We start from the raw sequence: 26,555 nt of genomic DNA, 5'->3' as shown, positions 1-26,555 counted from the left end.
ATCGAAAGGCCCCGCCATGAAGCCCGGAATCCACCCCGCCTATGGCCCCGTCGTCTTCCGCGACTCCGCCTCCGGCACCGCATTCCTCACCCGCTCCACGATGACCAGCGACAAGAGCATCGACTGGGAGGACGGCCACACCTACCCGGTCATCGACGTGGAGATCTCCTCAACGAGCCACCCCTTCTACACGGGCACCGCCCGCGTCCTCGACACCGCCGGCCGCGTCGAGAAGTTCCAGCGCCGCTACGGAGCCCGTTGATGACCCACGAACACACGCTGCCCGTCGTGATCGTCGCCGGACTGCACGCCGATGCGCGCAAAGAGGTCGTCGAGCGACTCCTGCGGACCGTCCCGGGCAGCACGGCCCTGCACCACGACCTCGCCGGCGCGCCCGCCGGCACCGTGCTCCGTACCATCCGCGACGCCTCCGGCACCCTCTCCTCCAGCGAGGCACCCTTGGTCAACGACTGCGCGTGCTGCGCGCTGCGCGAGGACCTCGTCCCCGAACTGGAAAGGCTGGCGGACAGCGGCCTGACCCGGCTCGCCGTCGTCGAGTTGTGGGACTCGGTCGAACCGAAGGCCATGGTAGAGGTCATCGCCGGACACGGCGGAGACCGCCTGGCTCTGGCGAACGTGATCACGGCCGTGGACCCCGCGCTCATCCTGCCGTGCCTCGGCAACGGCGACGACCTGGCAGAAGCCGGCCTCGCGGCCGCGGCCACCGACCAGCGGACCGTCGCGGACACCTGGGCCCGCCAACTGGAATACGCACCCGTGCTCGCCGTCGTCGACGGCGACGAGGCAGACGAGGAGGACCACGCACTCCTCGCACAGCTCCATCCCACCGCCCGGCGCGTCCCGGCCGGATCCGGCGAACTCGTCCAAGCCGCGTTCGCCGGCTTCGACGTCGAAGCCGCGGCAGCCGCCCAGCACCCCGCCTGCGCGCTGCTGCCCCAGGACGCCGACGAGGCCGGTGTCACCACGTTCGTCTGGCGCCGCCACCGGCCGTTCCACCCCGAACGGCTCTACGAGGCACTTGAGGACCTGTGCCGCGCCGCCGCCCGCAGCCGCGGCCGGTTCTGGCTGGCCGACCGCCCCGACACCCTGCTCGCCTGGGACTCCGCCGGCGGAGCGTTGTGCGTGGAGAACGCCGGTCCCTGGCTGGCGTCACTGCCGGACGCCGCCTGGGAGATGGTCCCGCCGATGCGCCGCGCGGCAGCCGCCCTCGACTGGCACCCCGAGCACGGCGACTGCTGCCAGCACCTCGTCTTCACCTCACCCGGCCTCGACCGGGACGGACTCGAAGCACTCCTCGACTCCTGCCTCCTCGACGACGCCGAGTACCGGGCAGGACCCGAATCGTGGAAGCACCTGCCCGCCGCCTTCGATTCCCTCATCGACGCCCCCTGACCTCGCACGACCCCACTGCAACGCTCAACCGAAGGAGCCGCGCGATGGCCAGACGCCCCGACCCCCGCAAGCCCGTGAAGTCCCGCACCAACCCGCTCGACGCGGTCGGCATCACATACATCGACTACAAGGACACCGACCTGCTCCGCAAGTTGAAGGGCGGGGTACGCGCGGGGGACTCCTTCAATCAGATGACGGAGGGGTGGATCGTCCGCGGATTGCGCGACCCACCAGCACGGCGAGCGGAATGACGACCACGACGTACGCGGCGCAAGCCGCTGCGGCCACGAAGCTGCCGGTGAACGCGAGGACGAGCCCCCCGAGCACGAGGCCGGCGGCGAGGGTCGAGAAGAACAGGCGCATGTGACGTTCAACGACCAGAGCTGTTCGTGGACCCTGCGGGCCGCCCAGAATTGCGGGGACGGGGATGCCGACCCCGAGAGACCGCCGTTGTTGGAGGGTGAAGCACCCCGGCAGGAGTGGTACTGGGAACGTTTGTGTTGGTCGGATGGCAACGTCCAGTTGCTTGCCATAGCCCGGTTCACCACGAGCGAGCACGAGGTCGCCGACGCCGAGGCAGCGGCGATCAACGGCGCCCTCCAGGCGACCCTCTGCGGCTGACGCGCCGCCCACCGACCGGCCCGTCCGCGCTCCTGCCGCGGACGGGCCGCGCGTGTTCCGGGGGTGAGCCATGGGCCAAGCGGGCGGGGAAGTCACCGAGTACGGCTAGCGCAAGGCGCGCGCCGCGTTCCTCGTCGGCGAACGACGTGTGCCACCTGTGCGGCCGCAGGGTCTGATGGCGCGCCATGGCTCAGGGGCTGATCGACACCGCCTGTTCACCGGTTGAAACTCGCTGCCTGGTAGGTGCTTTCTCCGGCCAGTACGGTGAGGAGCACCTTCGTCTGGTCGACACGGTCGACGGGGACTTCCAGCAGGTTCTGGTCGACGATCACGTAGTCGGCCTGCTTGCCGACTTCGATCGAGCCGGTGGTGTCGTCCTGTCCGAGTGCGTAAGCGGCGTCGAGCGTGACGAGCTTGACGGCGGTCTCGACACTGTCGACGGCGTTGCTCTCGCGGGTGACCGCCCGCTCGATGATGCCGAAGGGTGACAGGGGGTCGGCGTCCCAGTCGCTCGACAGCGAGACGTGCGCGCCGGCGTCGAGCAGTTTCGCGACGGGGATCAGATCGAACGCCCGGTTGCCGATGAAGTCCGAGAGCTGCTCGTGGTAGCCGGGGTCGATCGCTTCGGGGCCCACCTGGAAGTCGGCGACGACGCCGAGTTCGGCGAAGCGTTTCGTGTCGTCGGGGTGGACGAGGTAGGTGTGCGTGGTGCGGTGTCGGCGGTCCGCGACCTGGTCCTTGGGCGCGTCGATGGCCTCGACGGCGTCGAGTGCCTCGCGGGTGGCGGCGTCTCCGATGACGTGGAAGTGCATCCGGTAGCCGATCCGGTGGAGCTCGGACACGTACGTGCGGAGCTGATCACGCTCGAAGTACGGGAATCCGGAGGGGTACTGAGGGTTGATCGGCTTGTCGTAGGGCTTCAGCATCCAGGCGGTGCCGAGGTCGAGGATCCCGTCGAGGTAGATCTTCGCCGTGTTGAACCGGAGCAGACTGTTCGGGTCGTCGCTGAACCGTCGTTGGAACTCGGCGAGTTGTTCCTTCATGTCGGCGTCGGGATAGAGGTAGAGGCCGTTGACGGCCCGCACGGACAGTTCGCCCTCCTTGAGGGCCCGCTGCCAGGCCGCCGGGTGGTTCTGGCCCCAGAACCCGCCCGCGTCGCTGGCGCTGGTGATTCCGTTCTTCGCGAGCTCGTCGAGGGCAACGAGGAGGCCCTTGTAGACGACCTCGTCGTCGGGCGCGGCGGCGTTACGGATCCGCTGCTGCGCGTTCTCGAGCAGGAGGCCGTTGAGCCGACCGGTCTCCGGGTCACGCCCGTAGATGCCGCCCTGCGGGTCGGGATCGTCGGGTCCGATCCCCGCGGCCTTCAGCCCCAGGCTGTTGGTCCACACCGCGTGGCCCAGGTCGTCGAGGATCAGCGCCGGACGGTCGGGGATCGCGCGGTCGAGCACGTCGATGGGTGACTCGTCGGCGTCGAGCAGGTCGAAGAGCGACGGCCCGGCCGCCCGTACCCATGAGGACCCGGGCTGCTCGGCCGCGCAGTCGGCGGCCATGTCCTCGTACTCGGCGAGGGTGCTCCCGCTCTCCATGAAGCACAGGTCGCGGTTGATGCCCGCCTCGGGGACGTGGAGATGGGTGTCCTGGAAGCCGGGGAGCACCATGTTGCCGCGGGCGTCGATCACCTTCGCGCCGCTGCCGGCCTTCGCTCGCACGTCCGATTCGGTGCCGACCGCCGTGATCTTCCCGTCGGCGTCGTAGGCGAATGCCTCCGCCCACGGCCGGCCGCGGTCGAGTGTGTAGACCTCGGCGTTGACGACGACCGTCGCCGGGGGCCCGTCGCTCGCCGGCTTCGTACCGTCGTCGCACGATGAGAGCACCGTCACGAGGAGGCAGGTGACGAGCGTGGATACCAGGCGTTGCGGTCTCACAAATCCAAGAGTACGAGTCGACCGCATGGCGTGCCGTGCAATCGTCACCCGTGTCGGCTGACGACCCGAGGAGAGCGATTGGGGACACCATTGAGCGGTGGCGATCGGGGTCCGGCAGCAGGGTGATGGTGAGGCGTATGAGTTCCGCGGAAATTCCTTCCGGATTACCCCGGCCGACTGGCCTTGCAGTCGGCCGGACGGGGCAGTCCAATGGCTGGTCCGCTTCAGGTCGCGTCGTGATGAGTGACGTGCCCGTCGGCGAACCGCCAGTATCGGCAGTGGTTGCTCGAACGCCAGGTTTCACTGGCAGTGAGAGCGTGGTCGATCCACTCGCAGAGCTGAGGCAGCGCATGCGTCCGCAGAGCGGTGCGTGCATCGGCGCGATCGCCCTTCGGTACCGGTATGACATCGATGCGGAAGCCAACCGCATTCGGGTGGATTCCACGTCCGTAGTTGAAGGGCTGAGCTGCGACCCATTCAATCCCGATGGCGTTTCCGGTGCCGCTGTTTCCTGAGAGAAATCTGAGATCGCCGACGTGTGACATTTTGCTGCCGAGTGCCTCGCTGATATCTGTGGCAGTCAGAGGCCACGCGCGATCGCGGGGGAGTCGACGATTTTTTGAAGTCATAGAAGGAGTATGTCATGTTCCGGCGGTATGCGGGCATTTGATTTCCAGGCTGCACCGTTCATTTTTGGCCAGAAGGCGGCCGGAGTGAACCAGCCGCCTCCCGAATCCTACTGCTACTTCCGGGTCAAATGCTTCTTGATTTTCTTCCATTCGTGCCCACTCCGACGCTCCTGCTGCGTCGGATTACGGCCGTAATGGTCACGGAATATTCGGTCGGCTGCCTGGTCGATGGTTTCATCGCCTTTCCTTGTCTTTCCTCTGGCCCAGGAGGGGACGTCGCTCGCGGTTTCCTTGCCGGACTTCTTGGACGCCTTCGCCCACAGGATCTTGACCTGGCGGATGGCCCACGCCTTCCCCTTCCACCAGACGTAGGCGGCGATGGCGACCAGGGCGGCGGCACCGACGACGGTGAGCACCGTGCCGAGGCTCACCCCGAGTCCGGCGGAAGCGACGAGAGCGGCCACGGCCATGCGCCCGTCGAGGTCGAGCATGTTGACGGGGTCGCCGCATACGTACTCGTAGCCGTTGCAGCTGCCACCCCTGACCGGATCCAGCGACAGGAAACGTCCGGTGGCCGAGTTGTACAGCCGGACGCCCATCAGGGTGAGTCCGGTCACGGTCTCACCGGACCGCTGGTGGGCGCCGAGCCAGCCGTAGCGGGCGCCGGCCTGACCGGTCCGGGGGTTGCCGTACTCGTCGGCGTCGAGCACCGTCGGGGCGACGCCGGCGTCCAGGGGGAGGAGCAGGCTGACGTCGCCGTGAACGTTGGTCAGCTGCAGGACCGTGCCGCCGGTCTTGGCCGTGGTCGCCGCCAGCCGGTCGTCGAGGCCGGTGACCATGCGCGTCAGCGCGCCGCCGGTGGTGTCCTCGGTGATCCAGCGCGGGCTGTCGCCGTCGCTGTCGTAGTGGTTGACCTTGGAGCCGGTCTGGGTCCAGGTGGAGCCGCTGCCGGACTCGGTCTTCCAGGACCGGAAGCGCAGGGAGGCGTCGAGCTGCCAGGTCTGGCGCGTTCCGTTGGCGGTCTGCTGGTAGGCGAGGTCGTTGGCGTAATAGCCGACCGTGCCGTTGCCGGGGGCCGTGGTGGTGCGTCCGAAGGCGTCGTAGGCATAGCCCGTGTCGACGATGCGGTCGGCGCTGTCGTAGGTGTGGCCGGTGGTGGTGCCACCCGCGGTGGGGCAGACCAGGCCGGGGGCGCCGGCCGCGGAGGTCAGGGACTTGCGGTTGCTGCGGGCGTCGAAGGTGTACGTCCGCCTGGTGCAGAGAGTGTCCGCCGTGTCCTGGACGGTGACGAGTCGCCCGACCTTGTCGTACGCGTAGGACTGGTCGGACCAGCCCGCGTGGGCCGCCACCTGCCCGAAGACGGACCGGGTGACGGTGTCGGTCAGGACACTGACACCGTCGCTGTCGCGCGTGTACGTACGTGCGACAGGTGCGCCGATGCTGTCCTTCGTCTGTCGCAGGGTGTAGCCGCCGGGCAGCCTCTGCGTGCTGACCGAGCCGTCCGCGTCGTAGTCGGCCTGGAAGACACCGGCGACGGAATCCGTCGTCGTCGTCGCCATGCCGCGCGGCTCAGCCGTGTGGTCGTAGGCGTAGGTGACGGTGGACGGGCTGTTGTCCACGGCCTTGACCGGGCGATCGAGCACGTCGTACTCGGTCGTGGTGACACCGCCGTCGGCGTCCGTGTACGAGACGAGACGGCCGAGCTTGTCGTACCCCCTGGTGATGGTGCCGCCGGTGGGTGACGTCGTCTTGAAGGCCTGGCCGGTGGCCGGGTCGTACTCGGTCGTGGACTCCGGCACCGCCTGGCCGACGCCGCCCGTGACGGTGGCCTTGGTCTGCCGACCGGCGTTGTCGTACGTCGTCGTGGTGGTGCGGCTTGCTCCGTCGGCGGTCTCCGTGATCTTGGACGGCTTGCCCCACCAGTCGTACTCCATGGTGGTGGTGGGCAGTTGAGAGGGGTTCGTTCCGCCACCGGCGATGTCACCGGCCGGACCGGTGGAGCAGACCAGGTCGGCCCACTCCGGGCGGCCCTGGCAGGTGCCGGTACCGGTGGCGGACCAGTAGGTGGTCACCCGGGTCGCGGCGTCCGTACCCGTGGCCCCGGGCGGCACCTGCTTGGTGACGCGGCCCTCGCCGTCGTACTCGGTCGTGGTGGTGACGGCCAGACCGCTGGGGTCGTGGACGGTCTTCGTCGGCAGGCCCCTGGCCCAGTCGTAGGAGACCTGGGCCGTGCGGGCATCCGCCTGGACACCGGGGTGTTCCCGGACCTGGGCGCCGGCGGTGCTCTTGGTGACCTGGTCCTTGACGCTGGCCGTGCCGTCCGTGGGCCGGTCCGCGTCGTACTCGTTGACGAGCCAGGTGCGTGCGGTCACGGAGGTGCCCGCGGCGACGAGGGTGGTCGCACCCGACACGAGGTCCGTGGTCAGGCCTATCCGGCGCAGTGGCCCGAACTTCTCCAGCTCACGCGTGCCACCCTCGTTGTAGACCGAGGTGGTGGCCAGAAGATTGGCCCGCTCGGCCGTGGACAGCGACGCGATGCCCAGGTCGTCCTGCGCGGCGCGGTCGGCGGCGGTGACGCCCAGGGCGACGCCCCGGTTGCCGGCCGAGAGTTCGCGGACGGTGTTGCCGAAGCGGTCGAACTCCGTCGTGCCGATGTGGCCACCGGGGGCGGCCGAGTCGACCTGACGGCCGGACACACCGAGGTAGTGCACCTCGGCCCGCTTGTAGTCGGTCGCGGTCAGCACGTCGCCGGAAGCCGATGCCGGGATCGCGTCGGCGGGGAAGACAGCGGTCGCGTCGGTCGGCGCGTCCAGCTGGCCCCATGCCTTCACGTCGGCGGCGCCCATCTTGTACGGGGCGGTGGCGCCGGTCAGCGGCACGTCGTAGACGACGCTGGTGGTGGCCGTGCCCTCCTCGACGTCGAGCGTGCCCTGCTTCAGACCGGAGCGGGAGGCCTTCAGGAGCATGCCCTCACCGGCGGTGGCGGCGTTGCCGGCCTTGCCGTAGGCGAAGGACCAGGGAAGTCCACCGGGCGGGGTGAGCGTCGTGACGCGGCCCGCGCCGTCGTAACCGTACTCGGTCTTCAGCGCGGGGCTGATCTGCGGGTTCCACGCCTGGCGCAGACGGCCCGAGTCGTCGTAGAGGTACGTGTGCACGGTCTTGGCCGTTGCCGCGGAGCCCCCCGGGTCGGTGGACCACAGGCGTACCTCCTTCACCTGGCCGGTGGTGTCGCCGAAGGAGGAGGACGTGGCGGTGGTGGCGGTGGCGTAGACGAACTCCAGAGCCCGGCAGCCCGGGGTGGACGGCGTCGCCGTGCACGTGGAGGCGGACGCGGCAGCCGACGGGGCGATCACGCGGCTCGGGCGGGCGACCTGCTTGCCGTCGACCGTGACCGTCTCGGACACCACCGTGACCGTGGAGTTGGACAGGCCCTCCACCAGAGTGCTGGAGACCTGCCACGTGGTGGCGGCGGCGTCGGGCTTGGTGAACTGGGTTACCGCGCCCTCGCTGTCGGACAGCGTGAACGTTCCCGTCATGCTGCCCTTGAGCGTCAGGTTCTCGGCGCCGGTCTCGGCGATCCAGCCGTTCTTCGCCGCGTTCGCCGTGAAGTGGGTCTCCTCTCCCTTGGTGCCGACAACGGCAGCGGCCGTGTCGGAGATCCTGCGGATGTGCGAGTAGTCGGACTCCGTCATCTCGGCGGCGGTGCCGGCGACCCACTCCTTGCCGAAGATGGGCGCCTGTCCCTCCTGCTTGGCCCCCTTGTCCGGGGTGCGGGAGGAAGCCGTACGCGACACCGAAGGGCCGAAGGCGGAGGCGTCCGTGGCGGACAGCGTGTAGTCACCGGTCAGCAGATTGACCGAACCCGGACCCACGGGGGCGGAAGCGGCACCGGAGGCGCTTCGGTCCACGACCACGTTGAGCGGCTGAGTGCTACCCGAAGCCGAGTTCGGACCGGTGAAGTCCGCCTTGATCTGGACGCTGCCATCCGGATTGACGGTGTCCGTGGCGTTCCACACGAGGCCGGCGTTCTTCCCGCCGGTCATGGCCACCGGCCACGCGGTCAGCGGGGTACCTCCAGAGGTCACCTGCCCGGCGGGAATCGCCACCCACGGGTCGGCCTCGGAACGGCGCCAGGAGAAGGACACGGCGTCGTACTTGGTGCCGTCGGCCTCGGCGACCAGCGGCAGACGGCGCGCGGTGCGCTCACCGTCGGCGGGCTGGACGAAGCCGCCGGGGCCGGCGTGGAAGCCGTACGTGATGGGCTCGGACTTGTTGTCGGCCTTGTCGACCTGCCGCACCTGGAGGGTGTGGGTGCCGTCCTTGGACGGGGTGACGGAGAGTGCCTTCGCGGCGGTGGAGCCGCCGGTCTCGGCCTTCGTCCAGGTCACGCCGTCGAGCGACCACTCGAGCCAGTTGTGGTCGGTGCCGTTCGGGGTGACGGTGAACGTACCGGCCTGCCCGGCGCCCTTGACCCACGCAGCGGACGGGTAGTCCGTCGAGGTGATGCCCGTCGGGCCGATCGGCGCGGTGGTGTCGACCGTGAAGGTCTTCCACTCCGACCAGCCCAGGTTGTAGTGCGTGCCGTCGTACGGGCTGCTGCGGAACTTGTACGTCTTGCCGTTCGCCAGCACACCGGCCGGCACGACCACCGGGGCGGGCTGACCGGTCGGCACGAACGCCGAACGCAGTACGGCGCCGACCTGCGTGTCGGTGACGGAGTCGAAGATCTGGTACGCGCCCTGGATCTGGTCGCCGTTGGGGTCGACGAACGTGTCCCGCAGGGTCGGAGTGGCCGTGCCTCCTTCGGTCAGCCTGTCAGCCCGTCCGGGGCTGGGTCGGCGAGGCGAGCGACCTGTTGGGGCGCTCGCTCCTCGCTGTTCCGGCGGCCCGATCAGCCGTGCGTGTACGGCGCTACAAACGCTTCGCGCTTCTCAGCCCCGCTGCGTAGAAGCCGTTGCCGTCGAGCCGGGCTGTGCCGCCGCGGTCGCCGAAGGTGGGGCCGTCGGCCTCCTCGCGGCTGGAGACGAAGCGGGGCTTTCCGTCGGTGTCCAGGCCCATGTACATGCCGACGTGGTCGAGCCGGGGTCCTGTGCGGGCGTCGATCTCGAAGAACACGAGGTCACCGGGCTGGAGTTTGCCGAGCGAGCGGGGGCGCTGCCCGGTGAGGGCCAGGATGTCCACGCCGACCTTGCTGCGTGCCATGGCGTTCGAGGTGCGGGGCAGTCCGTCGCCGGCGGTGTCGCTCGGGGCCAGCGGGAAGCGTGCCCGGTAGCCGTAGATCAGGCGCATGTAGCCGGAGCAGTCGACGGCGCGGTAGCGGCTCTTCTCGGGCTGAACGGTGGTGCCGTTGCGGAAGGTGTAGGGGATGCCGAGGTAGTCGTAGAAGTCCGACTCCTCCAGTCGCTTGTCGCCGGTGGGGTCGGGGTTGTCGGGGCCGAAGCCCGCGTCACCGGCGTACGCGGTCCCTTGCGCGTCCTTCTTGGGTTTCGCCCTGTGGAGGTATTCGTGAGCGAAGGCCATCAGGTCGGTTTCGGTGCTGGTTCGTTCGGCGTCGAACCAGACGGTGAACCAGTGGGCCTTCTCGGCACCGGCTGTCCAGGGCCGGGGGAGGAGCCGCACCCATCGGTCCGTGACCACCTTCGCCTTGGTGAAACGCGCTTCGGTGAAGGTACGGACGGGGCCGGCGAGCACGGCCGTACGGGCTCCGTCGGTGAAGCTCGCGACCATGCAGGATGCCGGTTGTCAGCACCACGTAGGTGGCGAGGGTGACCGTACTGGTGGCGAGCACGGTGGCGCCCCGGGGCTGCCGGATGAGCTGGTAGGCGATCAGGCCGGGCATGATGAATCCGAGGGTCTGCGTTCCGTAGAGCATGGGGAATTCCTTCCGCAGCACCACGTACACCGTGGCCTGCAGCAGCACTCCCATCAGCACGACGGCGGCGAACAGTCGCTTGCGCGTGCATGCCTCGCAGGAACTGACCGGGGGGAGGACCGTGCTTCCTCCTGGTCGGCACGCGGCCGGGACCCGCGCGTCCGCGAGCCCCGGCCCGGACGCCCCTCAGGCGAAGGTGAACCAGTTGACGTTGACGAAGTCGGCGGGCTGGCCGCTGTCGAAGGTCAGGTAGACGTCGTGGGTGCCGGTGGTGCGGCCGATGTCGGCGGGGACGGTGCGCCAGGCCTGCCAGCCGCCGGTGTTGGCGACGGCGAAGCTGCCGACCGGGGTGGCCGTGGGGCTGCCGAGGCGGACCTGGACCAGGCCGCTGACACCGGCGGCGGCCCCGGACGCGACGCGGGCGCTGAACCGGGTGGCGCCGGTGGCGCCGAAGGCGACGGACGAGAACTTGAGCCAGTCGCCGTTGGACAGGTGGCCGACGTCGGAGCCGCCGCCGCTGTCGGAGCACGCTTCGACCTGGGCTCCCGACTGGGCGTTGAACGCCTCGGCCTGGATCGTGGCGAAGGCGCTGACCCCGCCGCCCGTGGCGGTGGCGGTCGGCGTCGGGCTCGGCGTGCCGCCCCCGCCGGCCACGCCGCCGACGGTGATGGTCCAGCGGCCGGGGCTGCCGGACTGCACCTTGCCCTCGAAGTCGACGCCAGCCGGGTGCACGTCGTCGTACGGGAACGCGTACCCGAGGTGGTCGGGGGTGGTGTCGTGCAGGATGCGGGCGTAGTGGTTGGTGCGGGGCCGGGTGTAGAAGGCGGCCGGGTTCTCGGCGGTCGGCTGGTGGGGGTTGTCCAGCAGGGTGGTGCGGTTGAACGCGGCGGCGAGCCGTGCGCTGAGGTTGCCCATCAGGTCGTTGCCCGTGGTGAAGGGCGCGTCGCTGCAGGAGAAGATCGACAGGGTCGACGGCTTGGTGAAACTGCCGGCCCCGGGGAACGCGAGGGTGTCGCCGTTGACCCGGCCGGTGAGGGTTCCCCAGGTGAACTGGGTGTCGATGCGCAGGTCGGTGGAGCGGTACTTGTTCCACACCTCGTCGACGTAGCTGTCGAAGTAGCCGCGGAACAGGGCGTTGTTGCCGCGGATCGCCAGGTTGGGGCTGAGCACGCGCAGGTCGCCGCCCCCGCTCTTGCCGACGATGAGCCTGCTCCAGTCGCTGCCGTCGGCGGCGGACTGGGCGCGCAGGGCCGCGGCCACCCGGGACAGCCCGTCGGAGGGCAGCCCGCGCACCGTCTGGATGCCCTGGCCGGTCTCCAGCTGGAAGGCGATCGGCAGCGAGACCATGTCGACGAACGTGATGTTCGCGTACAACTGATCGGCGTTGAAGGTGAATTCGCAGAAGTCGTGGTGGACGTTCGCGTTGGGGTCGGTGGGATTGCTCACCGACGGCAGGGCCAGCCCGCCGCCCCGGTTCATCAGGAAGGTGAGCTTCGCGCCGACGGAGAAGTAGATGCGGCCGCTGTACAGCCTCGGCAGCGTGACCCTGCGTGCCCCGGCTCCGGACGCGTTGAGCGCGATGGCGCAGTCGGCCCCGAGCGGGGTCTGGTCGTTGGCCGGGGCCGGCGGGTGGTACAGGGTGGAGCCGTTGGCCTGGATGAAGGCCCAGTTGCCGCCGGCCGCCGGGTCGCGGCCGAGCACGTAGGCGTACACCGTGTTGTTGCCCGTGGTGTTGACCAGGTCGAGGGGGAGCGTGGGCGTGGTGGCCGCGTTGGCCCCGGCCTCGAGCCAGGTGGCCACGGCGGGGACCGCCACGGCCAGGCCCGCGGTCGCGGCGAGGAGTTTTCTGCGGGACATCGTTCGCTGGTGGCGTGCCGTCACGGTGGGGGTCCGTTCTTCGTGAGGTCGGGTGGGGGAGCGGTCGGATGCGGGGAGGTCAGGAGGGGAGGGGAGGGCCCGTCCGCCGGGGTGGGACGGAGGGTCCGTCCGCCGGGGTGGGACGGTCAGCCGACCGTCCACTTCTGGTTGGCGGCGCCGGTGCAGGTCCAGGTCTGGAGCCGGGTCCCGTCGGCCGAGGAGTTGCCCTTGGCGTCCAGGCACTTGTTCGCGCCGACGTTGGTGAAGTCGTGGGCCGCGGTGTACGTCCACTTCTGGGCGTTGGTGCCGTTGCAGGTGTAGAGCTGGACGACCGCGCCGTCCGCGGTGGAGCCGCCGGCCACGTCCAGACACTTGCCGAGGGCACGGACGGTGCCGTCGCCGCCGATGGTCCACTGCTGGGCCGCGTTGCCCGTGCAGTTGTGCAGCTGGATGGGAGTGCCGTCGGCACTGGAGGCGCCTGCGACGTCGACACACATGCCGCCGATGCCGCGGATCGGGCGTGCGGCGGGGGCGCTGCCGGACGAGGAGGCGCGGACGTAGTCGACGGTCATCGTCTGCGGGAAGGCCGTGGAACCGTCCGGGCTGCCGGGCCAGTCGCCGCCGACCGCGAGGTTGAGGATGATGAAGAACGGGTGGTCGAAGACCCACTTGTTGCCGCCGGTGTCGGCCGGGGTGAGGGTCTTGTACGCGGTGCCGTCCACCGACCAGACGATCGAGTTGGGGCTCCAGTCGACGGCGAACACGTGGAAGTCGTCGGCGAAGGCGCGGCCGCCGGGCAGGCTGTACGCGGAGCCGAGTCCGCCCGCTCCCGAGTAGCCGGGGCCGTGCACCGTCCCGTGCACGGTGTTGGGCTCGCGGCCGATGTTCTCCATGATGTCGATCTCGCCGCTGTTGGGCCAGCCCACGGTGCCGAGGTCGTTGCCGAGCATCCAGAACGCCGGCCAGATGCCCTGGCCGCGCGGGATCTTGATGCGGGCCTCGAAGCGGCCGTACGCCTGGGTGAAGGTCCGGGCGGTGTTCAGCCGGGCCGAGGTGTACTGACACTGCCCGTACCAGCAGCCGAGGCCGGCGTCGGTGTTCTTCCGCGCCGTGATGACCAGGTGGCCCTGGCCGTCCAGCGCGGCGTTGGAGGTGCTGTTGGTGTAGTACTGCAGCTCGTGATTGCCGAAGCCCGAACCACCTGTCTCCAGCGTCCACTTGGCGCCGTCGGGCGCGCGCCCCGCCGCGCCGTCGAACTCGTCGGACCAGGTCTGCGCGGCGACCGCGGCACCGGCCCGTGGGACGACCGAGCCGCTGAAGGAGATGAGGACCGCCGCGACGAGGGCGGCGGTCAGGACGAGCACCACGCCGCCGAAGGACCAGCGTCGTGCGCGATGAGCAGCAGCCATGGGCGTGCTCCCTTGTCTGGGGATGGGGGATGGGATGGGATGGGCGATGGGGAACGAAGGCGATAGGGCAGGCCGAACCTGCGGATCGCACATGAGAGCGCTCTCAAGCGTGACGAGATGTCACCCGGAGGCAGTGAGTATTACGGAGGGGTAACTGTCATGGCAACGTCGGAGGTCACTGCTTACACACCTCTGAGCTGCGGTTTTCTCCAGCAGTCCGTAACTTAACGCTCCCTTAAGGCTGGCTTGAGGGAGTGCGGGAGATGGGAATGGGGCCTCTCGGGCGGTCGGTCCTACAGTCCCGGCTCGACATGTCAGGCCCTCCTTCTGGCGGAGTGTCGCCCCGAAATCGGCGGTGGCCGTCCGTGGCGCGGCACGATGGCAGTCAGGGACGGAGGAGCGGCCGGCCGGGTCGCTTTCCTTCGGTTCGAGATCGTCGAGGGCAGCCCGAAGTCCGGTCGGCTGAGGTCGGTTTGAGGCGTGGCGGGGAGCCAAACCGCGGGTCCTTCCGAGCGCTTGCGCCCGGAAGGACCCGTCCGGTGTCGCGGGATCAGGCGGTGTGCAGCCGCAGGCCGTACCGGCCGAGGATCTCGTTGATCGGCTGGAACCACGTCTCGCCGCCGGAGGAGCAGTTGCCCCAGCCGCCGGAGGTGACGCCCTGGGCCTGGTCACCGCTGAGGAACGAGCCGCCGGAGTCGCCGCCCTCGGCGCAGACGCTGGTCTTGGTCATCTGGTACACGGCACCCTGGCTGTAGTTGACCGTCTCGTTCTTGGCCAGGACCGTGCCGCAGCGCCAGTTCGTGGTCGAGCCGGAGCGGCAGATCGAGGAGCCCACCGGGGCCTCGGCCGAACCGCGGACGAGCTGGTCGGGGATGGTGCCCCAGCCGAGAACCACGGGCACGGTCCACCAGCCGCTGTGGATCGAGACGTACGCGTAGTCGTCGCCGGGGAACGACGAGCCCTGGAAAGTGCCCATCGCGGAGCCGTCCCAGCCGCGCACCGCCGCGCCGGCCCGACCGCAGTGCCCGGCCGTCACGAAGCCCCCGTACACGGAGAAGCCGATCGAGCAGCGGACGTTGCCCGTGTAGTACGGGTCGCCGCCGACCGTGCCGGCCGCGTACGTACGGGGGGCCTGCGCCGTCTCGGCGACGGTGATGGGGCCGCCGGCCCGGGCCCGGTCCACGAAGGACCGCACGGCGGGGGTCTGCCGCTCGGAGCGCGCGACGTCGACCACGACGCTGTTGGTCCTCGGGTCGACGTGCCAGCCGGCCACTCCGGCGGGTGCGTGCAGCGCGTCCAGACGGGCCTTGGCGCGGTCCAGCGCGGCCGCGCTGTGCCGGACGAGCCGCGTGTCGGCGCCCAGCGCCCGGACCTCCGCCTCCTCGGCGCGGTCGGTCACGGCGACGACCAACCGGCCGCTCGCCGGATCGAACCACGAACCGCCGTAGGCGGCGCCGGCGCTCCGACGAGCCGCTGCCTCCACCGCGACGGCGGCCTTCTCGGCGTTCAGTCGTTCCTCGGCCTCGGCGGCGGTGAGCCCGAGGTCCCGGCTCATGGCGTCGATCAGTCCGGCCGAGGCGGACGGCGCAGCCGGGGGCTCCGGAAGCGGGGCCGCGCCCGCCACGCCGGCCTGGGCGGCGCCCAGACCGACCGTCAGAAGCAGGGCGGCGATGGCAGCGCGCAGGGGGGTGGTGCGTTTCACGGGACCTCCTGATGTGGGGGGCTTTGAGAGCGCTCTCAGCGAGGCGTCGCCGTCACGCTAACCGGTCTCGCTTGTCAGGTCCATACCAAATTCCGGCCGTCGTGACGGCCGGCCCCGTCCCCCACCCGCGGGCACGACGAAGTCCCGGACCGCGGGACCGTGCTCGCGGCCCCGGGGGTCCAGGGCCGCGTGGTCGTCGCGCGCAGCGCCGTGGACGTAGCCCTACGGCTTCTCGGCTGCGCGCAGCGCGGCCACCTCCTCGGAGGAAAGCGCCTTGTCGAAGGCGTGCACCCGTTCGACCGAGCCCTTCTGGAAGTCGACGTTCCCGCCACCCCACTTCGCGAGGGCCGGCCGCGAACAAACCCTGTGCTCACGTCAGCCGGTCCCGGGACCGCCGTGGCTCCATGGCTTCTCACCACGACATCCATCTCCGGGCAGTTGGGAACCACGGAGAGGGCGCAAGGGTCTGGTAGGGGCAGAGGGGCAGAGGGGCAGAGGGGCAGAGGGGCAGAGGGGCAGAAGGGCAGAAGGGCAGAGGGGCAGACCGAGCAACAGTGCGGTCGAGGGCCCCGAGGACGGCTGGGAGACCGCACCGAGAGCTGGGGGCGACGGGTGGACTGGTGGCTGACCGACAGCGAGGGGATCGTGGCGTTCTGGCTGCTGATCTTCGCGGTGTGCAACGGACTGCGCGGTGCCTACTGCCGGCTCCGTGACAAGGGGGAGCGGCGGGTGGTGAAGGGCCTGCTCGCCTCCCGACTCCACCCGGTGCGAGCTTCGTTCCACCTCGGGGGAATCGCCGAAGCAGCCGAGACCGCGGTCTGCATGCTCGTCGACGACGGCGTCGCGAAGGTGTCTTCCACCGGCGAGCTGCGCCCCACCCACCGCGGGAGGAAGCAGACGGACCAAGCCCTCCGCGCCCTGGCGGAAGCGATCCGCGCCACGCCGAAGGGCACGACCACCAAACTGCACGAGATCCCGGCCGAGGCCCGCTTCACCTCCTTCCGGGAACGCGTCGAACGCGAGGCGCCCGCAGTCCACCCGACGGTCTCGGGCAAGAGTCAGTCCCTCATGCTCGCGACTTCGATGCTGACCTCGTTTGCCATGGGCGTCCACGCCGGAGGGGTCATGGCACTGACTCCGTTCGTCCCCGACGTCCACCGAATGTCCTGGCTCTACGTGTGCATGGCCGCCTGGGTGGTGCAGTGGGCAGCGGCATGCCTGTGGCCGTCCGAGACGCGGCGCCGCTGGAAGGCCCTCGACACCTTCTGCAAGGACGTGGCCGAGATCGCCCGCGCGGCCCTGCCCGACTCCACACGACAGGCGATCGCCCGCACCAAGGAACGCCCCAAGCCGCCACCCTCACCTTCGCAACCCGCCCGCCACCACACGCGCAGCGACAGCGGCGCATCCTGCGGCGCCGGCATCGACACCTGCTCCGACAGCACCTGCGGCGGTTGCGGGGGCTGCGGAGGAGAGTGACCCGGCCGGGCTGGGCAACCCCATGCCGCGGAGCCGCCCTCACCGCAGCGGCGCCGTCATCCCGCATACGGACGGGCCCGGTTCATCAGCCATCCGGGACCCTCCAGCAGACCAGAACGCGCAGCGCCCGGGTCGTCCCGGCGCCCGGCTCGCTGGTGCAGACCTCCACCGTCCGCTGGCTGTACCGCCGGGTCAGGGTCGCGACCTGCTCGCGGTCGCCCTCGCGGCGCCGGAGCGGGGCGAGGACGCGGCGGTCGTGTACGGAGCCGGGCAGGCGTTCTGGGAGATGGTCGGGCACCCCCAGCGGGGCACTCCCGAGCTGAAGCCCTGCGGCAGCACGCCGAGCAGTCGGTGCGTCAGTGGATCGGCGACGGTGCGTACGACCAGGCGTACGGCCTGGCCAGGCTCACGGACCCGTTCATGACGCCGGACACGATGCCGGCGGGGTGACGCGAAGCAGGGGCGGGAGACCGGGGCCGGCAGTGGCGCCGACCGCGCCGGGGGCCGGCTCGACGTGCGGAGCCTCCGCCGCTCGGGGGTACGACAGAGGCTCCGTGGAGGCTTCTTCCCCGGCGTCGATCCGGATGCAGTCGATGTCCGGGAATTCGAGTGTGCGTCGGCGGACACGGCCCGACACCGGCCGGTTCGGTCATCGCCGGGGCGGACTCGCCTGCACCGCGGTGTCAGTGTCGGTGTCCCGGAGTTCGGCAAGCAACTCGCTCTGTCCGGCGAGCATTTCGGTGAGGATGCGCCGCGCGGCGCGCAGCAGGTCCGCCACGTCGCCGCCGGCGAGCGCGTAACTGACGGTCGAGCCGTCACGGACGGAGACGACGATGCCGGACCGGCGGAGAACGGCGAGCTGCTGGGACAGGTTGGACGGCTCGATGTCGATCTCGTTCAGAAGCTCGCGTACGGGTACCGGGCCGTTCTGGAGCAGTTCGAGTACGCGGATCCGGGCGGGGTGTCCGAGCATGCGGAAGAACTCCGCCTTGACCTGGTACAGCGGCACCTGCATGCGACAACACTCCCGCCCGGTACGACGAATCCAAGGGCTACCGGACAGACCTGCCGGTTTCTCCATGCCCAGCTCCTGTCATTCTCCCGCCTCCCGGCTCCGGAACGCCCCCCGACTGATCACTTTCAGATGTGTCGAGTTGAAGAATCTTTCAATTCATGGGCGCACGAAGCCGGGAACAAGGGAGAAAGACTAGAGCTCCAGTTCCGCTTCGATGCGCTTCAGCTGGTGCCTGGCCATGGCCAGATTCGCCCTCGCCTTGTCCAGCACGAGGTACAGGAACAGACCGTTGCCCCCACGACCGCCCAGCAGCCGGATGAGGTGGTACTGACTCCCGAGGGTGATCAGCACGTCCTCGATGTCCTCCCTGAGGCCCAGCATCTCCATCGCGCGGACCTTCGCGCGGATCACGTCGGTGTTTGCCGCCGCGGCCACCGACAGGTCGAGGTCCTTGCCCCCGCCCAGCGTCCCCAGCGCCATGCCGCTCGTGTAGTCGACGAGCGCCACCCCCAGACTTCCCTCGATCGAGGTCATCGCCTCCTTCAGAGACGTCTCCACAGTCAACATCAGTACTCGCTCTCTGCGTTCGCGACCGCCCGGCCGCCCTCATGCCGCAGCCGGATCTTGAGCGCAGACGCTACCCACTGACCGCGGGGCCGTCAGGCACATCGGAAATCCGGCCGGAATCCGTCCCCGTGATCTGACATCCGGCGTTCCCGCGGGATCCACCCACCCGGGCGCCCTCAACGTCCTGACCAGCGAGGACAGGCAGCTGATCCTCTCCGCCCGGAACGTCCCGTGACGAAGAGCCGGCCCTCCTCGCACACAGGCCTCGATCACCCTCCCCACGTCAACTCTCCTCCGGAGGCGGCCCCTTCGCCGCCACCTGAGTCACCCGGGCGTTCCAGACCCAAGGCTCCAACGGCTCCTCCCACGTCACCTCGACGTCGAATCCATGGACGGCGCGCGTGACTGCCGTCACCTCCGCGGCCGCCTGGTCCCGCGCGTCCTGCGGGTCGGCATGGACCGGCAGGTCCAGACGCCCACACACCATTCCACCCTCCACGGTGCGGAAGCTGGCGACCCAGCCCGTGGACGTGACCATCAGAAGAATCCCCGCCGGAACACCGAAGGACGGTCGCTTCTTCTTCTCTTTCTTGCGCCTCACCATGCCGCCATCCCACATCATCGGGTGCGGGGCATCGAGGTCGGGCGGAGGTTCCCGGAAGCGCGCCGGCAGAGATACGGAAAGACCTTGCGTGCAAAGGCCGTTGATGGCGGCCATGAGGCAGCCGGAAACTCAGGTGCCGCAATCGCCTCACATCCCTACCCTCACCCCCATGCACCATGAATCCACCCTGCTGAACATCATCGACGTGGAAGCCACCTGCTGGAACGGACAACCACCGCCCGGGTCCGTCAACGAGATCATCGAGATCGGCCTCACCGTCGTGGACGTGCCGGCCCGTCGACGCGTGTCCCGCCACCGCATCCTGGTCCGCCCGGCCCGGTCGACAGTGAGCGACTTCTGCACCGAACTGACCGGCCTGACCCAGGCAGAGGTGGACCGGGGAGTCACCTTCGCCGAGGCATGCCGAATCCTCGCCGACGAGTACGAGGCCGGGGTACGCCCCTGGGCCAGCTGGGGCGATTACGACCGCCGGCAGTTCGCCCGGCAGTGCCAGGCCGACGGGGTCCCCTACCCCTTCGGGTACCCGACGGACCGCACCCACACCAACGCCAAGGCCGTGTTCACCGATGCCCACGGGCTGCGCAAAAGGCCCGGCATGGCCTACGCCCTGCGCATCGCCGGCCTGCCCCTCGAAGGCCGCCACCACCGCGGCGAGGACGACGCGTGGAACATCGCGGCACTCGTCCTCGACCTTGCGACCCGCGAGGCCTGGCCGACGAAGGTCCCGCTCTCCTGAGGGCTGCCCGCATGGGGCTCTTCCCGGACGGGCGGACTACGCACACACGTCGAGGGTGGCCGGGTAGGGCAGGCCGTTCCGTTCGATGTTGTGGGCGCTGTGCGCGACGTAGGCGACGAGCAACTGCTCCACGGTTCCGCCAGGCGCCAGACCGGGGCCGACGCGGTCGGGATGGAGGCGTCCAGTGGAATCCACTCCACGACCTGGCGGACACGCCGCCTGTCGGCGTATTCCTGAGAGTGCGCACCTGAGTACGGATGAACGGGCTCAGGTCCAGGCGATTCAGCGGAAGGCGTCGGCGTTCTCCGAAGCCCACTGCCGGAACGGGCGGGCCGGTGTTCCGGTGACTTGGGAAACTGTGTCGCGCACCATCAGCAGCTCGTGGTTCACGTCTCCGCCGGTGACGTCGAGCACCGCGTCGGCGGCCTCGGGCCCGAAGACCGCGGCCATCTGTGCGCGGGCCTGCCGGCGGCTGATCTCAGCGAAGGGAACGTCCCGGCCCAGTGCTGCCGCGATGGCCTCGACCTGCTGTCGGGCGGTGACCGGCTCTGGACCGGTCAAGGCGTACGTGCGTCCGTGGTGGCCGGGCTCGGTCAGTGCCACGCGTGCCACCGATGCGATGTCCGCAGGGTGGATGGTCGGCAGCGCGGTCTCGGCGTACGGCGCGTGGACGGTCTCGTGGCCACGGATGGAAGTGGCCCACATGAGGGCGTTCGAGGCGAACTGTGTCGGCCTCAAGATCGTCCAGGTCATGCCGCTCGCCTTGAGCAGTTGTTCCACCGCCAGGTTCTCGCCGGCGGGGCCGAGGTGCGGGTGGGTCTGGACGGTGATGGACGACACCAGCACGACGTGCCTGACGCCCGCCTGCCGGGCGGCTTCGAGGATGTCGGCGTCCGAGCCCAGACGCGACACAAGAAACAGCGAGCGGACCCCCTCCAGGACAGACTTCAACGACGCAGGCTCTGCGAAGTCGCCCTCCACGGCCTCGACCCCTTCGGGGAAGACGGCCCGTGCGGCATCACGGGTGAGCCCTCTCAGTGGCCCGACACCGCGTGCGTGCAGCTCTTTCAGCAGAGCGCTGCCTATGTTTCCGGTGGCTCCGGTCACGAGGATCATGGGGCGTTTCCCGTCGTCAGATGATCAAGTAGGCGACACGCTAGAACCTCAATCACGCTTCAGGTCAAGGAAACGCCTGGCCCCCGCGGCTGGGCACGTTCATCCGTACTCGGCTGGGCATGCTCACGTGTACGCCGACAGCTGCCTCCCGGGCGGTTCCCCTCTGCTTCCCACGCGGTCTCGTCGACTTCGCTGCCCCGCCTCTCGCCGGCCGACGGGAAGATCTACACCGTGACCGGGACGCGGCGGGACGGCCCCGTTCTCGGCGGAGTTCGCCGGAACGGGGCCGTCCCCTGGGCACGGCACGGGACCCGCGTCACGCGGGAAGCGGCGGGGTCAGAACTGGAGTGACCAGGCGTTGATGTAGCCGGTGTCGTTGGTCCAGTTGTCGGTGGCGCGGAGCTTCCAGGAGCCGTCGGCGGACTCGGCGGAGGCGTTGACGGTGAAGGTGGCCTGGATGTTGTCGACGCTGTCGTTGGAGTTGTAGTCCTTGAGGAGGAAGGCGGTGCCGTCGGGGGCGACCAGTTCCAGCTTCACGTCGCCGCGGTAGGTGTGGCGGACGTCGACGGTGACGGCGAGGTTCGTGGGGGCGTTGCCGGTGACTCCGGTGACCGTGAGGGGCGAGTCGACGGTGGCGTTGTCGCGGATCTGGTAGTCGTCGGTGTTCTCGAACTTCTTGCCGGTGGGCGGCGGGGTGGTGCCGCCGGTGCCGGTGTAGAGGAGCTTATTGGGGGAGCCGGTGCGGGCGTCGGTGACCTTGTCGGGCGTGGCGTCGGCGACCAGCTTGTCGCGGACCTGGGCCGGGGTCCAGGTCGGGTTGGCCGCGAGCAGGAGGGCGGCCGCGCCCGCGACGTGGGGGGAGGCCATGGAGGTGCCGCTCATCGTCTGGGAGGCGGTGTCACCGGAGTTGGAGGTGGAGACGATGCTGTCGCCGGGGGCGAAGACGTCCAGGCAGGAACCGTAGTTGGAGCCCTGGCCGTTGGACCAGCCGGTGGCCCGGGCGTCGCGGCTGTTGGTGGCGCCGACCGTGATGGCCGACGGGGTGGACGACGGGGAGTAGGAGCACGAGTCGGCGTTGTTGTTGCCTGCCGCGACGACCCAGGTGACGCCGGAGGCTATGGAGGCCGCGACCGCGTCGTTCACCGACTGGGTCTTTCCGCCGCCGATGCTCATGTTGGCCACGGCCGGCTTGACCGCGTTCTTGGTGACCCAGTCGATGCCGGCGAGGACCGGGGCCCAGGTGTCGCCCGAGGTGCCCTGGCAGTTCAGCACGCGGACGCCGATCAGCTTGACGCCCTTGGCGACGCCGTAGGAGCCGCCTCCCACGGTGCCGGCGACGTGGGTGCCGTGTCCCTGGCAGTCGGAGGCGTTGGCGTCGTTGTCGATGAAGTCGTAGCCGCTGACGGCGCGGTTGCCGAAGTCGCGATGGCTCATGCGGATGCCGGTGTCCACGATGTACGCGTTCACGTTGGAGGCGGTGGTCCCGTAGGTGTAGCTCTTGTCCACGGGAAGGTCGCGCTGGTCGACGCGGTCCAGGCCCCAGGAGGGTGGCGTGGGCTGGGTGTCGACCGCGTACGCCACGGCGTCGGCCTCCACGCGGGCCACGGTGGGCTCGGCGGCCAGTTCCCGGGCCTCGCTCTCCGTCATCCGGACGGCGAAGCCGCGCAGGGCGGTGGTGTAGGTGTAGCGCAGACTGCCCGCGTGTCGCTTGGCCAGGGCGCGCGCGGAGGCGGGCACGTCGGCCGAGGAGACCGAGCCCTTGAAGGTGACGATGTAGGAGCCTTCGACCGCGCCGGGACGGTCCGCGCCGACGATGCGGCTTTCCCCGCCGCCCGGCGGTGCGGGCGCGGCAGAGGCCGCGGCGGTCGCGGAGGCCACGGCGAGCAAGGCGGCACTGGTACTGACGGCGAGCAGGCGCCGGAGGGCGCGAGCTTCGAACTCCATGACTGCTTCCTTCGTGGGAGGTGTCCGGACCTGGCTCGATGTCCGGAGGGCGGGATCCGTCGCGCCGGTGGCTCCGGGCGCGCTCCGTCCGGGGTGGGGAGGGCGCGCCCGGAGGGTGGCCGCCGGTCGGCCGGGACGTCGATCCAGGTCAGGACCATGACGATCCGTCGGCCGAGGGCGGTCGTACAGGCGCCTTTGATGGCGGCGCCCGAGACGACGGGACGAGGTGACGTGTCGTACGGAGCGGACTCCGCGACGCACGGATCCGGTCACGCCGTACGACTGCGTGGGGTGCTGCCACCCCGTACCTCCAGCGGTTGGGGACCGCGGTGGACGGGGACGGCGCGACCGGACCGCCCAGAGCTTCGGTCACCCGGGAGGAGGCCGGCAATGCGTAGCGCTACCCAAAGAGTGGGGACGGGGCATCGCCTCCTGTCGTCCGGCGGCGACCGCGTCGGGCCGATGCGATTCCCTGGGTAGTCGCCCCCTATTGCGACGGCGGCCCCGCTGCGGGTAGACCACCTGCGGATAGACCTACGTGCCCGGAGGGCGCCGCGGCCACCCCCGAACAGGGACGCACGGGGAGTCCGGTCCACAGGGGACTCCGCGGCGTTCGACGGAGCTACCGGGCAGTGGCCGGCGAAAGGCGGAGCCGTGGAGAGACCTCCCTTCGATGTGCGGCACGGCGAAGTGGGGTCCGAAGGGGCCGGGTTCGTCGGCCGGGCCGAGGAGGCACGGCGGCTTCGGGCGGCCCTGCGCGCGGGGCGGAGCGTCGTGGTCGTTCGGGGGGCGGCCGGGGCGGGGACGTCGCGGCTCGTCGACGAGGTGCTCGGCGGGGCGGAGTTCGCCGAGTGGACGCAGCTGCGCGGAACCTGCCCGGACAGCGCGGAGCCGGTACCTCTGGAGGCCGTCGCCTCGGCCTTGGCCCAACTGCCCTACCGGCCCGGTCCGCCTGACCGGATGCCGCCGGTCACCGGAGTCGTGGGCCTCGTCGTGCCCGAGCTGGCCGACCGGCTGCCGAGCCCGCCCGCGTCGGCCGCGGACCCGGAGGTACGACGCGGACTGATGCCCCGCGCGGTGGGGGTGCTGCTCGCCTCGCTCGGTGACGCCGTGCTGGTCCTGGAGCAGATCCACCTCGCCGACCCCGCGACTCTCCGGCTGCTCGACCACCTGACGGCCACGATGCCTGCCGGGCTGCGGCTGGTCGTCACCGAGGACGCCGCACCAGGGTTGCCGGTCCTCGGCGTCCGCGCCCCGGGAGGAGGGCGGTGCGAGGAGATCCGCGTACGACCCTGGACACCGGAGGAGACGGAGCAGTTCGTCCGCCTGTGGGCAGGGGGGCACCCGCAGGTGCGACCGGATGAGCTGCCGGAGCTCGCGGCACTGGTGTACGGGCTGTCCGGCGGACTGCCCGGAGCCGTCGGGGCGCTGCTCGACGACGCCGGGGAACTGCTGACGGTCGGTGGGACGGACGGACCGCGGAACGGGTCGGCACCCACCACCGTACGAGCCGTACGAGAGGCAGGGGTGCCCGGGCGTGTGGGGCGGGAGTTCGCCCGGCGGTGCGGGCCGCTCACCGAGAACGCGTGGCGGATCGTCGCCGCGGCGGCGGTCCTCGACCGGCCGGCTCCCGTCAGCGTCCTCGCCGAGGTGGCGGAGTGCCCGCCCGATCTGGCTGAAGCGGCGGTCGACGTGTGCGTACGGCGGTCCGTACTGCGGGCCGACGGGTCGTCGCTCGCCTTCCGGCACCCGCTGGACCGCCGGGCCGCGCTGGCGCGGGTGCCGGAGCCCCGGGTGGCACGGCTCAGCCTGCGCGCGGCCCGGATCCTGCACCGCACCGGAGACGGGCCGGTGCCGCTGGTCGACCTCGCCCGGCTGTACACGGCCGCCGGACGCGTCCGCGAAGCTCTACGGTGCCTGGTGGTGGCCGCCGATCGCGCGGCAGCCACCGGCGACTACGCCACGGCCACCCGCCTGTACACCCGGGCGGTCGTCCAGGATCCGCGCGCCGCAGGACGGGTGCGTACCGCCGCGAAACTGGCCCGCACCGCCCAACTGGCGCGCGCCGGCGAGCAGGTGGTCGCCGCCGTGCGCACGGTCCTCGACGAGGACGACCCGCCGCCGCGCCTGCGCGGCGAGATCCGGTTGCACCTGAGCGTGGTCCTGCGCAACCAGACCGGAGGGGCGCTGGACAGCCTCGAAGAGGTGGCCCGCGCCATTCCCGACCTGGAGGCGTCCGATCCGCAGACCGCCGCACGCGCCATGGCGGTCGCCGCCATCCCCTCCATCCAGGGCTGGCCCGTCGACCGGCACCGGCACTGGCTGGACCGCGGCGAGGCGCTCGCGGAGCAGGTCACCGATCCGGTCGCCCGGGCGGCCATCGCCGCCAACCGGGCCACCGCCCTGATGCTCGTGGGCGACCCACGCGCCTGGTGCGCCGCGGAGGCGCTGCGCGGACCGGCCGAATCCGCGATGGAGGCCGCGCACCACGCCCGGGGCTGGACCAACCTGGCGCACGCGGCCAGCGCGCTCGGATACGGCACGCGGGCACGGGACTTCCTCGACCGGGCCGTAGCCGGGCTCGCCGACACCAGCAGCCCCTATCTGGAAGGACTCACCCAGACCGCCCGCCTGGTCCTCGCCTGGCACGGCGGCCGCTGGGACGACCTGCACGCGGCCGCCGACCGCACCACCCGGCTCTACCAGGAGATACCGGACCTGACCGCCGAGGCGATGCTGGTGCGCGGACTGACCTCGCTCCACGTGCTCGGCGACGTTCCCCGGGCCCGCCACGACCTCGCGGAGGCCGCCCGCACCACCTGCTACGACACGGGCTTCATCCTCACCTCGTCGGCCGCAGCCACCGCCCGCGTCCACCTGGAGGCCGGGCGCCCCGGGCAGGCGTGCGAGGCCGTGGAGGACGTGCTGCGCCGGATCGAACGCACCCAGGGCTGGGTGTGGGCGAGCGAGGTGCTGCCCGTCACGGTGGAGGCCCTCCACGGCAGCGGCCGTACGGCGCGCGCCCGCCGGCTGGTCGCCGACTTCGCGGCCGGGTCCGCGAACGGCGACGCGCCCGCCGCCCACGCGGCCCTGACCGTGTGCAGGGCGCTGCTCGCGGAGGCCGCGGACCGGCCGGACGAGGCCGTCGGCCTGCTGACGGACGCGGAGGCCCAGTGGCGGCTGCTCGACCGCCCCCTCGACGCCGCCCGCGCGGCGGAGGCCCGGGGACGCTGCCTGCTCGACCTGCACGGAGTGGCCGCAGCCCGGGGCATCCAGGACGTGGTCGAGGTCTACCGGCAGCTGGGCGCCCGCTGGGACGTCGCCCGCTGCCAACGACTGCTGCGCCGCCACGCCATCGTCACCACCCACCGCCGTGGCCGCCTCGGATACGGCGACCGGTTGTCCCCGCGCGAGGAGGACGTGGCCCGTCTCGTCGTCCAGGGGCGCGCCAACCGGGACATAGCCGAGAGCCTGGTGCTGTCCACCCGCACCGTGGAGCACCACGTGGCGCGCATCATGCGGAAGCAGAACGCTGCGTCGAGGGGCGACATCGCTGTGCCGTGAGGGAGGCGCGGGGCCCGGACCACGGCACCGCGGTATCGCGCACCTCGCCACCGAGTCACCGCGCACCTCGCCACCGCATGA

The 26,555-nt window shown here is 70.6% G+C and carries 19 protein-coding genes and 2 pseudogenes; 6 read left to right on the top strand and 15 right to left on the bottom strand.

Annotated elements, in window-relative coordinates; all coding sequences use genetic code 11:
• Positions 1–16 precede the first annotated feature (16 nt).
• Genes ACFCY7_RS11515 through ACFCY7_RS11505 form a run of 3 tightly spaced genes read left to right on the top strand, consistent with a single transcriptional unit; the run spans position 17 to position 1,664 of the window.
• Entirely contained in the window at positions 17–262 is a 246-nt protein-coding gene (locus tag ACFCY7_RS11515; RefSeq protein ID WP_376483507.1) for a type B 50S ribosomal protein L31, read from the top strand.
• Positions 262–1,413, top strand: coding sequence for a CobW family GTP-binding protein (locus tag ACFCY7_RS11510; protein ID WP_376483505.1), 1,152 nt, complete (start codon positions 262–264; stop codon positions 1,411–1,413). Before ACFCY7_RS11515 ends, ACFCY7_RS11510 begins: the two co-directional genes overlap by 1 nt.
• A gap of 44 nt (positions 1,414–1,457) precedes the next feature.
• The gene (locus ACFCY7_RS11505; RefSeq protein WP_376483504.1) at positions 1,458–1,664 is read left to right on the top strand and encodes a hypothetical protein; all 207 of its coding nucleotides are present in this window, start codon (positions 1,458–1,460) and stop codon (positions 1,662–1,664) included.
• Positions 1,665–2,249: 585 nt separating this feature from the next.
• Here ACFCY7_RS11505 and ACFCY7_RS11500 read toward each other — a convergent pair.
• From ACFCY7_RS11500 to ACFCY7_RS11465, 8 genes and pseudogenes are all read right to left on the bottom strand, one after another.
• On the bottom strand, positions 2,250–3,959 hold the full coding sequence (locus tag ACFCY7_RS11500) for an amidohydrolase (protein WP_376483502.1): 1,710 nt from the start codon (positions 3,957–3,959) through the stop codon (positions 2,250–2,252).
• Between the two features lie 224 nt (positions 3,960–4,183).
• Positions 4,184–4,588 (bottom strand): hypothetical protein, encoded by a 405-nt coding sequence (locus ACFCY7_RS11495; protein WP_376483500.1) that lies wholly within the window; start codon positions 4,586–4,588, stop codon positions 4,184–4,186.
• A gap of 470 nt (positions 4,589–5,058) precedes the next feature.
• Positions 5,059–9,384 (bottom strand): annotated as a pseudogene (locus tag ACFCY7_RS11490) (RHS repeat-associated core domain-containing protein); the annotation flags it as partial.
• Between the two features lie 115 nt (positions 9,385–9,499).
• Complete coding sequence (locus tag ACFCY7_RS11485) at positions 9,500–10,315, bottom strand: C40 family peptidase (RefSeq protein WP_376483498.1); 816 nt, start codon at positions 10,313–10,315, stop codon at positions 9,500–9,502.
• A pseudogene (locus ACFCY7_RS11480) lies at positions 10,311–10,541 on the bottom strand (poly-gamma-glutamate biosynthesis protein PgsC/CapC); the annotation flags it as partial. The pseudogene ACFCY7_RS11480 and the gene ACFCY7_RS11485, both read right to left, overlap by 5 nt.
• A gap of 105 nt (positions 10,542–10,646) precedes the next feature.
• Positions 10,647–12,317, bottom strand: coding sequence for a beta-1,3-glucanase family protein (locus ACFCY7_RS11475; RefSeq protein ID WP_376483496.1), 1,671 nt, complete (start codon positions 12,315–12,317; stop codon positions 10,647–10,649).
• 146 nt (positions 12,318–12,463) lie between these two features.
• Positions 12,464–13,726 carry a family 16 glycosylhydrolase gene (locus ACFCY7_RS11470; protein ID WP_376483495.1) on the bottom strand — a complete coding sequence of 421 codons (1,263 nt, stop codon included), beginning with the start codon at positions 13,724–13,726 and terminating at the stop codon, positions 12,464–12,466.
• Positions 13,727–14,276: 550 nt separating this feature from the next.
• Positions 14,277–15,428, bottom strand: coding sequence for a S1 family peptidase (locus ACFCY7_RS11465; RefSeq protein WP_376483493.1), 1,152 nt, complete (start codon positions 15,426–15,428; stop codon positions 14,277–14,279).
• 612 nt (positions 15,429–16,040) lie between these two features.
• On the opposite strand from ACFCY7_RS11465, the gene ACFCY7_RS11460 reads away from it, so the two are divergent.
• Positions 16,041–16,907: a hypothetical protein gene (locus tag ACFCY7_RS11460; protein WP_376483491.1), complete on the top strand. Its 867-nt coding sequence runs from the start codon at positions 16,041–16,043 to the stop codon at positions 16,905–16,907.
• 85 nt (positions 16,908–16,992) lie between these two features.
• On the opposite strand, the gene ACFCY7_RS11455 is transcribed toward ACFCY7_RS11460, so the two are convergent.
• The 4 genes from ACFCY7_RS11455 to ACFCY7_RS11440 all read right to left on the bottom strand — a co-directional run bounded on the left by ACFCY7_RS11455 (position 16,993) and on the right by ACFCY7_RS11440 (position 19,207).
• Positions 16,993–17,205, bottom strand: a complete 213-nt coding sequence (locus ACFCY7_RS11455) for a hypothetical protein (protein ID WP_376483490.1) — start codon at positions 17,203–17,205, stop codon at positions 16,993–16,995.
• Between the two features lie 351 nt (positions 17,206–17,556).
• Positions 17,557–17,922 (bottom strand): ArsR/SmtB family transcription factor, encoded by a 366-nt coding sequence (locus ACFCY7_RS11450; RefSeq protein ID WP_376483488.1) that lies wholly within the window; start codon positions 17,920–17,922, stop codon positions 17,557–17,559.
• A 192-nt stretch (positions 17,923–18,114) separates the two neighbouring features.
• Entirely contained in the window at positions 18,115–18,489 is a 375-nt protein-coding gene (locus ACFCY7_RS11445; RefSeq protein WP_376483486.1) for a hypothetical protein, read from the bottom strand.
• A 283-nt stretch (positions 18,490–18,772) separates the two neighbouring features.
• A complete protein-coding gene (locus ACFCY7_RS11440; protein WP_376483485.1) occupies positions 18,773–19,207 on the bottom strand; it encodes a hypothetical protein in 435 nt (144 codons plus the stop codon).
• A 55-nt stretch (positions 19,208–19,262) separates the two neighbouring features.
• On the opposite strand from ACFCY7_RS11440, the gene ACFCY7_RS11435 reads away from it, so the two are divergent.
• Positions 19,263–19,850 carry an exonuclease domain-containing protein gene (locus ACFCY7_RS11435; RefSeq protein ID WP_376483483.1) on the top strand — a complete coding sequence of 196 codons (588 nt, stop codon included), beginning with the start codon at positions 19,263–19,265 and terminating at the stop codon, positions 19,848–19,850.
• 36 nt (positions 19,851–19,886) lie between these two features.
• Here ACFCY7_RS11435 and ACFCY7_RS11430 read toward each other — a convergent pair whose 3' ends face one another.
• The 3 genes from ACFCY7_RS11430 to ACFCY7_RS11420 form a co-directional block, all read right to left on the bottom strand.
• Positions 19,887–20,045 (bottom strand): hypothetical protein, encoded by a 159-nt coding sequence (locus tag ACFCY7_RS11430; protein WP_376483481.1) that lies wholly within the window; start codon positions 20,043–20,045, stop codon positions 19,887–19,889.
• Between the two features lie 87 nt (positions 20,046–20,132).
• Positions 20,133–20,966, bottom strand: coding sequence for an NAD(P)H-binding protein (locus ACFCY7_RS11425; RefSeq protein ID WP_376483479.1), 834 nt, complete (start codon positions 20,964–20,966; stop codon positions 20,133–20,135).
• A 336-nt stretch (positions 20,967–21,302) separates the two neighbouring features.
• Positions 21,303–22,910, bottom strand: a complete 1,608-nt coding sequence (locus tag ACFCY7_RS11420; RefSeq protein WP_376483477.1) for a S8 family peptidase — start codon at positions 22,908–22,910, stop codon at positions 21,303–21,305.
• 654 nt (positions 22,911–23,564) lie between these two features.
• On the opposite strand from ACFCY7_RS11420, the gene ACFCY7_RS11415 reads away from it, so the two are divergent.
• Positions 23,565–26,474, top strand: coding sequence for a LuxR C-terminal-related transcriptional regulator (locus ACFCY7_RS11415; protein ID WP_376483475.1), 2,910 nt, complete (start codon positions 23,565–23,567; stop codon positions 26,472–26,474).
• The last annotated feature ends 81 nt before the right edge of the window (positions 26,475–26,555 follow it).

This window comes from Streptomyces sp. NPDC056361 (genome assembly GCF_042262805.1).
Taxonomy (GTDB): Bacteria; Actinomycetota; Actinomycetes; order Streptomycetales; family Streptomycetaceae; genus Streptomyces.
Note: the sequence above shows the minus strand (reverse complement) of the source record. Positions and strands in the feature narration are given on the sequence as shown.